The sequence below is a fragment of the Streptomyces sp. NPDC088194 genome (assembly GCF_040702025.1).
In the GTDB taxonomy this organism is placed as follows: domain Bacteria; phylum Actinomycetota; class Actinomycetes; order Streptomycetales; family Streptomycetaceae; genus Actinacidiphila.
In genome coordinates this window covers 1-9,831 of the sequence record NZ_JBFBIV010000169.1, presented here as the reverse complement: position 1 = coordinate 9,831, position 9,831 = coordinate 1, and the positions used below count along the sequence as shown (strand labels likewise).

Annotated in this window: 9 protein-coding genes and 1 pseudogene; 2 read left to right on the top strand and 8 right to left on the bottom strand. The window is 72.1% G+C overall.

The features are described 5' to 3' along the window. Window positions 1-104, top strand: a pseudogene (locus tag AB0399_RS39555) (6-phosphogluconolactonase); the annotation flags it as partial. 172 nt (window positions 105-276) lie between these two features. Here the strand turns inward: AB0399_RS39555 and pgi are convergent. The 3 genes from pgi to AB0399_RS39540 form a co-directional block, all read right to left on the bottom strand. Beyond that, the gene (gene pgi, locus AB0399_RS39550) at window positions 277-1,935 is read right to left on the bottom strand and encodes a glucose-6-phosphate isomerase (RefSeq protein WP_366414576.1); all 1,659 of its coding nucleotides are present in this window, start codon (window positions 1,933-1,935) and stop codon (window positions 277-279) included. 289 nt (window positions 1,936-2,224) lie between these two features. Next, window positions 2,225-2,989 (bottom strand): SIS domain-containing protein, encoded by a 765-nt coding sequence (locus tag AB0399_RS39545; protein ID WP_328462771.1) that lies wholly within the window; start codon window positions 2,987-2,989, stop codon window positions 2,225-2,227. 178 nt (window positions 2,990-3,167) lie between these two features. After that, complete coding sequence (locus AB0399_RS39540; RefSeq protein WP_366414575.1) at window positions 3,168-4,361, bottom strand: BadF/BadG/BcrA/BcrD ATPase family protein; 1,194 nt, start codon at window positions 4,359-4,361, stop codon at window positions 3,168-3,170. A gap of 58 nt (window positions 4,362-4,419) precedes the next feature. Here AB0399_RS39540 and AB0399_RS39535 point away from each other — a divergent pair, with 58 nt between their 5' ends. Continuing rightward, entirely contained in the window at window positions 4,420-5,307 is an 888-nt protein-coding gene (locus tag AB0399_RS39535) for a MurR/RpiR family transcriptional regulator (protein ID WP_328462775.1), read from the top strand. A gap of 38 nt (window positions 5,308-5,345) precedes the next feature. Here AB0399_RS39535 and AB0399_RS39530 read toward each other — a convergent pair whose 3' ends face one another. From AB0399_RS39530 to gap, 5 genes are all read right to left on the bottom strand, one after another. Then, window positions 5,346-5,681 carry an RNA polymerase-binding protein RbpA gene (locus AB0399_RS39530; RefSeq protein ID WP_073497103.1) on the bottom strand — a complete coding sequence of 112 codons (336 nt, stop codon included), beginning with the start codon at window positions 5,679-5,681 and terminating at the stop codon, window positions 5,346-5,348. Between the two features lie 228 nt (window positions 5,682-5,909). Further along, window positions 5,910-6,146, bottom strand: a complete 237-nt coding sequence (gene secG, locus AB0399_RS39525) for a preprotein translocase subunit SecG (RefSeq protein WP_329370583.1) — start codon at window positions 6,144-6,146, stop codon at window positions 5,910-5,912. Between the two features lie 126 nt (window positions 6,147-6,272). Beyond that, window positions 6,273-7,058 carry a triose-phosphate isomerase gene (gene tpiA, locus AB0399_RS39520; RefSeq protein WP_329370581.1) on the bottom strand — a complete coding sequence of 262 codons (786 nt, stop codon included), beginning with the start codon at window positions 7,056-7,058 and terminating at the stop codon, window positions 6,273-6,275. 6 nt (window positions 7,059-7,064) lie between these two features. After that, window positions 7,065-8,279: a phosphoglycerate kinase gene (locus AB0399_RS39515; protein ID WP_366414574.1), complete on the bottom strand. Its 1,215-nt coding sequence runs from the start codon at window positions 8,277-8,279 to the stop codon at window positions 7,065-7,067. 150 nt (window positions 8,280-8,429) lie between these two features. Further along, window positions 8,430-9,434 carry a type I glyceraldehyde-3-phosphate dehydrogenase gene (gene gap / locus AB0399_RS39510; protein WP_328462784.1) on the bottom strand — a complete coding sequence of 335 codons (1,005 nt, stop codon included), beginning with the start codon at window positions 9,432-9,434 and terminating at the stop codon, window positions 8,430-8,432. Window positions 9,435-9,831 lie beyond the last annotated feature (397 nt).

Sequence of the window (9,831 nt, the reverse complement as noted above, 5' to 3'; positions counted from 1 at the left end):
CACCCGCCTCGGGCGCCTACGGCCGGGCCCGCACGCTGTGGCTGCTGGACCGCGCGGCGGCCGCGAAGATCCCCGCCGAGCTGTATCCGGCGGCCTCGTCGTAGCGGTGGCGCCGTCGGCAGACCGACGATGGGGGCCCGGAATCACGGATTCCGGGCCCCCTTCGTGGTGCCGCGGCCAGGCCGGGCGGCCCCGACCCGCAGGCCACCTCGGGCTCAGCCGCCTCCAGCTCGGCCGCCTCCCGTGCGGCCGCCTCCGGCCTCAGCCGCCTCGGGCTCAGCGGCCGCGCAGCTCGCGGTACTTCGCCACGAGCGCCTTCGTGGACGGGTCCAGGCCCGGCACGTCGGCGCCCTCGGTGAGCGCGGGCTCGACCCGCTTGGCCAGCACCTTGCCGAGCTCGACGCCCCACTGGTCGAAGGAGTCGATGTTCCACACCGCGCCCTGGACGAACACCTTGTGCTCGTAGAGCGCGATGAGCTGGCCGAGCACGGACGGGGTCAGCTCGGTGGCGAGGATGGTGCTGGTGGGGTGGTTGCCGCGGAAGGTCTTGTGCGGCACCAGTTCCTCGGGCACCCCTTCGGCGCGGACCTCGTCCGGGGTCTTGCCGAACGCCAGCGCCTGCGTCTGCGCGAAGAAGTTCGCCATCAGCAGGTCGTGCTGCCCGGCGAGCGGGCCGAGTTCGGGCAGCGGCCGGGCGAAGCCGATGAAGTCGGCGGGCACGAGCTTGGTGCCCTGGTGCAGCAACTGGTAATACGCGTGCTGGCCGTTGGTGCCCGGGGTGCCCCAGACCACCGGGCCGGTCTGCCAGTCCACCGGGTTGCCCGCGCGGTCCACGGACTTGCCGTTGGACTCCATGTCGAGCTGCTGGAGGTAGGCGGTGAACCGGCTCAGGTAGTGGCTGTAGGGGAGCACCGCGTGCGACTGCGCGTCGTGGAAGTTGCCGTACCAGATGCCGAGCAGGCCGAGCAGCAGCGGGACGTTCCGCTCGGGGGGCGCGGTCCTGAAGTGCTCGTCGACCAGGTGGAAGCCGGCCAGCATGCTCCGGAAGGCCTCGGCGCCGATCGCGATCATCAGGGACAGGCCGATCGCGGAGTCGTACGAGTAGCGGCCGCCGACCCAGTCCCAGAACTCGAACATGTTCTGCGTGTCGATGCCGAACTCCGCGACCTTCTCCGCGTTCGTGGACAGCGCCACGAAGTGCTTGGCCACCGCCTCGTCGCCGGCGCCGAGTTCGCCGAGCAGCCACTGCCGGGCGGACGTCGCGTTGGTGATGGTCTCGATGGTGGTGAAGGTCTTGGAGGCGACGATGAACAGCGTCTCCGCGGCGTCCAGGTCGCGCACGGCCTCGTGCAGGTCGGCGCCGTCCACGTTGGAGACGAAACGGACCGTCAGGTCGCGGTCGGCGTAGGAGCGCAGCACCTCGTAGGCCATGGCCGGGCCGAGGTCGGAGCCGCCGATGCCGATGTTGACGACGTTCTTGATCCGCTTGCCGGTGTGGCCGGTCCACTCGCCCGAGCGGACCCGGTCGGCGAAGACCGTCATCTTGTAGAGCACGGCGTGCACGGCCGGTACGACGTTCTGCCCGTCCACCGCGATCGTCGCGGACTGCGGGGCGCGCAGGGCCGTGTGCAGCACCGCGCGGTCCTCGGTGACGTTGATCCGCTCGCCGTCGAACATGGCGTCCCGCAGCTCGAACACCCCGGTGGCCGCGGCCAGTTCCCGCAGCAGCCGGAGGGTCTCGTCGGTGATGAGCTGCTTGGAGTAGTCCAGGTGGAGGTCGCCGACCTGGAGGGTGTAGCGGCTGCCCCGGTCGGGGTCGCGGTCGAACAGGTCCCGCAGATGGGTGCCGGACAGCTCCTCGCTGTGCTTGGCGAGTGCGTGCCACTCGGGGCGCTGGTCGAGCCGGGGGGTGCCCTGCGCGTTCGTTTCGGACATCAGTCCACTTCTCCTCGTCCTCGCTGCGACACCCAAACTAATTGATGGCACGCCAGAACGAGATCCGGCACCCGGGCGCGCCGCCCACCGGCCGCTTCGCCGTCACCGGACCGCCGGTGAACCGGGGCCCAACCAGGACCGGACCGCGGATGAACGGTCCCCCGCCGGCCGCCGGACCACCGGCGAACGGCCCTGGGGCCGCCGCCGGTTCGCGGCCGGTGCGGGGCCGGTTCGCGGCCGGTTCGCGGCCGGTTCGCGGCCGGTTCGCGGCCGGTTCGCGGCCGGGCGGTCAGAAACCGCCGCGGTGGATACGGCCCGCGTACCGCTCCTCCAGCACCTTGTTCCGCTCGTGGCCGCCGGGGAGGTTCGCGGAGATGTAGATCGGCGCGTCGTGGCCCTCCGCGCCCAGCAGGCCGACGGCCTCGGCGACGGCCATCTGCACCAGCAGTGCCGAGGTGATCGTGGACACCCCGCCCAGGGCGCCGCCACCCGGCAGCGGCAGCAGCGCGTCGCCGGCGGGGGCGCAGTTGTCCAGCACGGCGTCCGCGAGGTCGGCCAGCCGCTTGCCGCTGGAGTGCAGGGCCGGCACCGCGCGGGTGTGGGTGAGCGAGGTGAGCGCGATCAGCGGGTGGCCGGCCTCCTTCACGTGCAGCGCCATGTCGACGATCGAGTTGTTGACGCCGGAGTTGGAGACGATCACGAACACGTCCTGCGGGCGCGGCGTGGCCAGTTCGTACAGCCGCCGGGCCAGGCCCGGGGAGCGCTCCAGCAGCGGGTCGGCGAGCACCGCGCGGTCCTCGCCGCCGCGCAGCACCAGGTCGGACAGGCCGATCCGGTTGGTGGGGATCAGGCCGCCGGCCCGGCCGACCAGTTCCATCACGGTGGCCTGCGAGTGGCCGGTGCCGAAGCCGTGGATCACGCCGTCGGCGGCCACGCAGTCCGCGAGGAGCCGGGCCGCGGCCGCCACGGTCTCCTTGTTCGCGCCGATCGCCCGCTCCACCGCCGCGCGGCCCTCGTCGGCGAACGTCGCGGCGCTGATCTGTCCCTCGGCCATGCCCGGGTCCCCTTTGCGGAAGTCCTGCTGCTGGAGCTCTGCGGATGTACGGATGCGATTCCGGTTGATTGAACCAACCGTTCAATACGTCGATGAAACATTGAGCCACCATCGCCCGTCAAGACACCCGGGTGCCGGATGCTCCGCCGCTCACCGCGAACCGCCCGAATCTCCCGCTTCACAGCGCAGCGTCCGGTGCGCCCCGACCGCCCGGACCGCCTCCGCCGAGCAGCCCGCACGCGAGCGCGGCAGCACCGGTGGAGCCGTCCGCGACCGGGAAGACCCGCAGCCCACGATCCGCCAGCCGCTCGGTCACCCGGCCCAGCAGCGGCCCGCCCGGCCCCAGCAGCCCACCGGTCGCCACCAGCGGCTCGCCCGGCCGCGGCTCCAGCGAGCGCACCGTCGCCGCGAGCAGCCCGGCCGCCGCGTCCAGCAGGCCCCGCGCCACCGCGTCGCCCGCCTCCGCCTCCTCGACCACGGTCGGGCTGAGCGCGCCCAGCCGGGCCGGCGCCTGCTCGTACGCCCGCGTGACGACGACCTCTCCGAGCAGGTGCCGCGCCACCGCGTCGCTGGCCGGGCCGACCTCCAGCGCCCGCCGCAGCACGTCGTCGCTCCCCGGGTCCCCTCCTCCGACCGCCGACCCACCGGCCGCCGACCCACCGACATCCGGTCCCCCGGCTCCGCCCGCCGCGCCGCCCAGGTAGTGGGCCACCACCCGCGGCACCAGCGTCGTCCACGGACCGCGGCCGTCCAGCGCCTCCAGCGCCGCCCGCGTCGCGCGGTTGCCGAGCCAGAACCCGCTGCCCTCGTCACCGAGCAGCCAGCCGTGGCCGTCGGAGACCGCGGCGCGGCGGCCTCCGGCGAGGCGGGCGGCGATGGCGCCGGTGCCCGCGATGAGCACGAGCCCATCGGAGGGGGCGCCGGGGGCCGCGGCGAGAGCGACCTCGGTGTCGCCGCCGACGGCGACCGGCACCCCGGTGATCCCGTGCGCGGCGAGCGCGTCGCGCAGGCAGGACACGGCCAGTTCCTCCCCGCGCTCCGGCCCTATCCCCGGCGCCGCCCCCGCGAACCCCCCGTATGCCGCGCCGATCCGGCCCCGTACCTCCGGATCGGCGGGCAGCGCGTGTGCCACGGCCTCGCCCACGGCCGCGGCGAGATGGCGGGTCAGGTCGGCGCGGCCGACGCTCATCGCGTTGCCCGGGCCGCCGCTCCCCCGCCCGAGCACCCGGCCGCCGGGCACGCCCACCGCCAGGCAGGCCCGGCTGCGCGTCCCGCCCGCGTCGATGCCCACGACCAGGGGCGGCCGGCCCGCCGCCCCGTCCGGGTCGATACCGCTGCCGCCGCCCGCCGGGTGGCTGTAGATTTCACTCATCACCACGCATCGTGGTTGATGAATTCACCGCCGCACAACCCCGACGGGACGAGTCGTCATGATCACCGCACTGATCCGCACCGAACTTCCCCGGATGTCCGGGTCGCTGCGCAAGGTCGGCGAGTTGGTGCTCGCCGATCCGGTCGCGGCCACCCACGGCTCCGCGGCGGAGCTGGGGCGGCGCACGGGGACCTCGCAGGCGACGGTGACGCGGTTCTGCCGGGCGCTGGGCCTGGAGTCCTACCAGCAGCTGCTGATCGAGCTGGCGCAGGAGCAGGGCCGTACCGAGGCCGAGCCGCGAAGTGCCGCGCTGGGCCCGCGGATCGGGCCGGACGACGACCTGGAGCAGGTGATCGGCGTCGTCGCGGAGGCGGATCTGCGGGCGCTGCGGCACACCGCGGAGCTGCTGGACCGGGAGGCGCTGGAACGGGCCGCGCAGGCCCTCGCCCGGGCCCGCAGGATCGACGTCTACGGGGTCGGCGGCTCCGGCATCGTCGCCCACGAGACGCAGGCCCGGCTCTTCGGCATCGGCTGCGCCGCCCACGCCTGGACCGAGGTGCACGCCGCGGAGACCTCAGCGGCCCTGCTGACGCCCTCCGACGCGGTGGTGGCGGTTTCCCACTCGGGCACCACCCGCGAGGTCCTGGAGCCCCTGCGGCTGGCCGCGGACCGGGGGGCGGCGACCGTGGCCGTCACCGGCGACCCGCGCTCGCCCATCGCGCAGGCCGCCGACGTCCGCCTGACGTCGTTCTCCGGCGAGACCAGCTTCCGGCGCGGCAACTTCGGCACCCGCCACTCCGTGCTGCTGATCGTGGACTGCCTCTACGCCCGCGTCGCGCAGCTCACCTACGAGCGGGCGACCGCCTCCATCGCGCTGACCGCGCACATCGCGGCGGCCCACACCACGAAAAAGGCCCCCGGCCGCCGGACCGGCTCAGCTTCCTGAGCCGACCCGGCGGTCGGGGGCGGGCGAAGAGCCCGGAACTAGATCTCGCCCCGGAGCTTCGCCAGTGCCTCGGCGAGGATCGCCTCGCCGTCGGCGGCCGAGCGGCGCTCCCGTACGTACGCCAGGTGTGTCTTGTACGGCTCGGTGCGCGGCGGTGCCGGCGGGTTCTCCTCGTCCTGCCCGGCCGGGAAGCCGCAGCGGGGGCAGTCCCAGGTCTCCGGGATCTGCGCGTCGCTGGCGAAACTCGGCTGGGTCTCGTGCCCGTTGGAGCACCAGAAGGAGATGCGCAGGCGCGGAGCGGACTCGCCGCGCTCGGCCTCTCCCATCGGCCCCGCTCCGACCCGACTGCCACGGATCGCGTTGCCACTTGCCACGGTCGTAACTCCCTGCGTGATGGTGCTGCGAGGTCGCCCACTTGACGGAGACCGGTTCGCCCCCGCACCTGGCGGGAAAGGGCACGGTATCCCAAGACGCGCGTCCATGATAAGTCGTGGACAAGTCGTCTTCGCGACACGGCGTCAATTCGCCCGCAATGGGCGGTAGTCGGACGGAGCGCGCGCGTCACCCGCGCGGGTGGGCCGCAAGGCCCCTTACGGCGCCCGCTAGTTCTTCACCTTCATCACGATGCCGAGAGCGACGATGCACGCGAACCACAGCAGGCCGATCACCACGGTGATCCGGTCGAGGTTGCGCTCGGCCACCGACGAACCGCCGACGGAGGACTGCATGCCGCCGCCGAACATGTCGGAAAGGCCGCCGCCCTTCCCCTTGTGCATGAGCACGAGCAGCAGGAGCAGCAGGCTGAAGATGATGAGGGCGATGGAGAACCCGATGACCACGGCTGGACCAACTCTCTCGACTACATGACGGCACTACACGGTTACGGCGCGGGGCCGGAGGCGGTGTCGCTACACCACTCCGGCCCCGACAGGGTACTTCACCAGCCCCCTGACTTCACCGGTCCGTCACTGGTCCCGGAACCGGACGATCTTGACGAACTCCTCCGGGTCCAGCGCGGCGCCGCCCACCAGGGCGCCGTCCACGTCCGGCTGGGCCATGATCGCGGCCACGTTGCCCGCCTTGACCGAGCCGCCGTACTGGATACGGACGCCGTCGGCGAGCTCCTGGTCGTACAGCTCCGCCAGCCGGCCGCGGATCGCCGCACAGACCTCCTGGGCGTCCTCGGGGGTGGCCACCTCGCCGGTGCCGATCGCCCAGACCGGCTCGTAGGCGATGACGATCCCCGCCGCCTGCTCCGCGGGCACGTCCTTGAGCGCGCCGTCGAGCTGGGCGAGGGTGTGCGCGACCTGGTTGCCGGCCTTGCGGACGTCCAGGCCCTCTCCGACGCACACGATCGGGGTCAGGCCGTGCCGGAACGCGGCCTTCACCTTGCTGTTGACGATCTCCTCGTCCTCGCCGTGGTACTGGCGGCGCTCGGAGTGGCCGATCGCCACGTACTCGCACTTCAGCTTCGCCAGCATCGGCCCGGAGATCTCGCCGGTGTACGCACCGTGGTCGTGCGCCGACACGTCCTGGGCGCCGTACTTGATCCGCAGCCGGTCGCCGTCCACCAGGGTCTGCACGGAGCGCAGGTCGGTGAAGGGCACCAGGACGGCGACCTCGACCGCGTCGTGGTCCCTGTCGTTGAGGCCGAAGGAGAGCTTCTGGACGTGCGCGATGGCCTCGAGGTGGTTGAGGTTCATCTTCCAGTTGCCCGCCATCAGCGGGGTGCGGGTGCTCTGCTCACTCATCGGTCTTCAGTTCTCCAAAGCGGAAAGGCCGGGCAGCGTCTTGCCTTCGAGGTACTCCAGGCTGGCGCCGCCGCCGGTGGAAATATGGCCGAAAGCATTCTCGTCGAATCCCAGGATGCGGACAGCCGCGGCCGAGTCGCCGCCGCCGACCACGCTGAACGCGGGAGCGTCGACCAGCGCCTGCGCGACGGCGCGGGTGCCGTCGGCGAAGTCGGGGTGCTCGAAGACGCCCATCGGGCCGTTCCAGAAGATGGTCGCCGCGTCGGCGAGCTTCGCGGCGAACAGCTTGCGGGACTCCGGGCCGATGTCCAGGCCGATCAGGTCGGCGGGGATGGCGTCCACGGGAGCGGTGACCGGCTCCGCCGGCGCCTTCGTCTTCAGGTCGGGGAACTGCGTGGCGCCGATCACGTCGACCGGCAGCACGAACTCCACGCCCTTGGCCTTCGCCCGCTCCAGGTACTCGGTGACGACCGGGATCTGGTCCTCCTGGAGCAGGCTCTTGCCGACCTCGTGGCCCTGGGCCTTGAGGAAGGTGAAGACCATGCCGCCGCCGACCAGGATGCGGTCGGCCTTGTCCAGCAGGTGGTCGATGACGCCGAGCTTGTCGGACACCTTCGAGCCGCCGAGCACCACCGCGTAGGGGCGGGAGACGTCCTCGGTGAGCTTCTTCAGTACCCCGACCTCGGTGGCGATCAGGCCGCCGGCGGCGTGCGGCAGCCGGGCCGGCAGGTCGTACACCGAGGCGTGCTTGCGGTGCACCGCGCCGAAGCCGTCACCCACGTAGGTGTCGGCGAGGGCGGAGAGCCGGTCGGCGAACGCGCCGCGCTCGGCGTCGTCCTTGCTGGTCTCGCCGGGGAAGAAGCGCAGGTTCTCCAGCAGCACCACGTCGCCGGCGCCGGCGCCCTCCAGCGCCTGCCGGGTCTGCTCGCCGACCGTGTCGGTGCCGAACAGCACCTGGCGGTCCAGCAGTTCGGCCAGCCGGTCGCGGACCGGGGCGAGCGAGAACTTCGGGTCGGGCTCGCCCTTGGGGCGGCCCAGGTGCGAGGCGACGACCACCGTGGCGCCGGCCTCGGCGAGCTTGGCGATGGTCGGCACGGCGGCCCGGATACGGCCGTCGTCGGTGATGGTCGTGCCGTCCAGCGGCACGTTGAGGTCGGCGCGGACGAACACCCGCTTGCCCTCGACCTGTCCGTCGGCGATCAGATCGTCGATCGTCTTCATCTGTCGGGTCTCCTGTGAGTAGGGTCCGGCACCGGACGCACGCGAACAGGGCCCGGACGGCGCGTCATCGCGCTCGTCCGGACCCTGTCGCTCACATCACGGTGCGGTGGCTGACGGAAACGGCTACGCGGCCGCGGTTCCGGCGGTGCCTCAGAGCCGGTCGCCGACGAAGACCGTGAGGTCCACCAGGCGGTTGGAGTAGCCCCACTCGTTGTCGTACCAGCCGATGACCTTGACGGTCTTGCCCTGCACCATGGTCAGCTTCGAGTCGAAGGTGCACGACGCCGGGGTGTTGACGATGTCCGAGGACACGATCGGGTCCTCGGTGTACTCCAGCAGACCCTTGAGCTGGCCCTCGGCGGCCTTCTGGAAGGCCGCGTTGACCTCGTCCTTGGTGACCTCGCGCTCCAGGTCGACCACCAGGTCGGTGACCGAGCCGGTCGGGACCGGGACGCGCATGGCCATGCCGTCGAGCTTGCCGGCCAGCTCCGGGATGACCAGCGCGGTGGCCTTGGCGGCACCCGTGGTGGTCGGGATGATGTTCTCCGCGGCGGCACGGGCGCGACGCAGGTCCTTGTGCGGGAAGTCCAGGATGCGCTGGTCGTTGGTGTACGCGTGCACCGTCGTCATCAGGCCCTTGACGATGCCGAAGTTCTCCAGCAGCACCTTCGCCATCGGCGCCACACAGTTCGTGGTGCAGGAGGCGTTGGAGATGATGTTGTGCGCCGCCGGGTCGTACGCGTCCTGGTTGACGCCCATCACGATGGTGATGTCCTCGTCGGTGGCGGGCGCCGAGATGATGACCTTCTTGGCGCCGCCGGCGATGTGCTTGCCCGCGTCGGCCGCCTTGGTGAAGATCCCGGTGGACTCGATCACGATGTCGACGCCCAGCTCGCCCCAGTTGATGGCGGCGGGGTCGCGCTCGGCGAGCACCTTGATGGTGTGGCCGTCCACGGTGATCGTGTCGGCGGTGTGGGTGACCTCGGCCTTGAGGCGCCCCAGGATGGTGTCGTACTTCAGCAGATGTGCCGTGGTCGCGGTGTCACCCAGGTCGTTGACAGCCACGATCTCGATGTCCGCACCCTGCTCCAGGATGGCGCGGAAGAAGTTACGACCGATGCGGCCAAAGCCGTTGATGCCTACCCGGATCGTCACGAACCGATCTCCTCGCTCAGTCGCCGGAGTCCCTCTCCGGCTGCGAAATATGGGATGTCCCCGACCACCCCCGACCCTACCTCCCCGGCGTGTACGAGGTGACATCGGCAAGCCACGTAGCGGCTGCGCCGCGGCAACGGTCCGGGGTTCCGCCCCTGGCTCCGCCGGGGGGCGCCCCCACCCAGGCGAAGCTCTGGGGGAGGTACTGCGCGCTCGACCAGATGCGGTGGCGCGCCGGGGCCGCCGGCCCAGCCCCCGCGGCGGGTATCCGGACCACCGGCCGGCGGGTGGCCGGTCGCGCAGTTCCCCGCGCCCCTTGAAGGGGCACCCCCGCCCGGGAGGAAACCCCGGGTCAGTACCCAGGCGAAGCTCTGGGGGAGGTACTGCGCGCTCGACC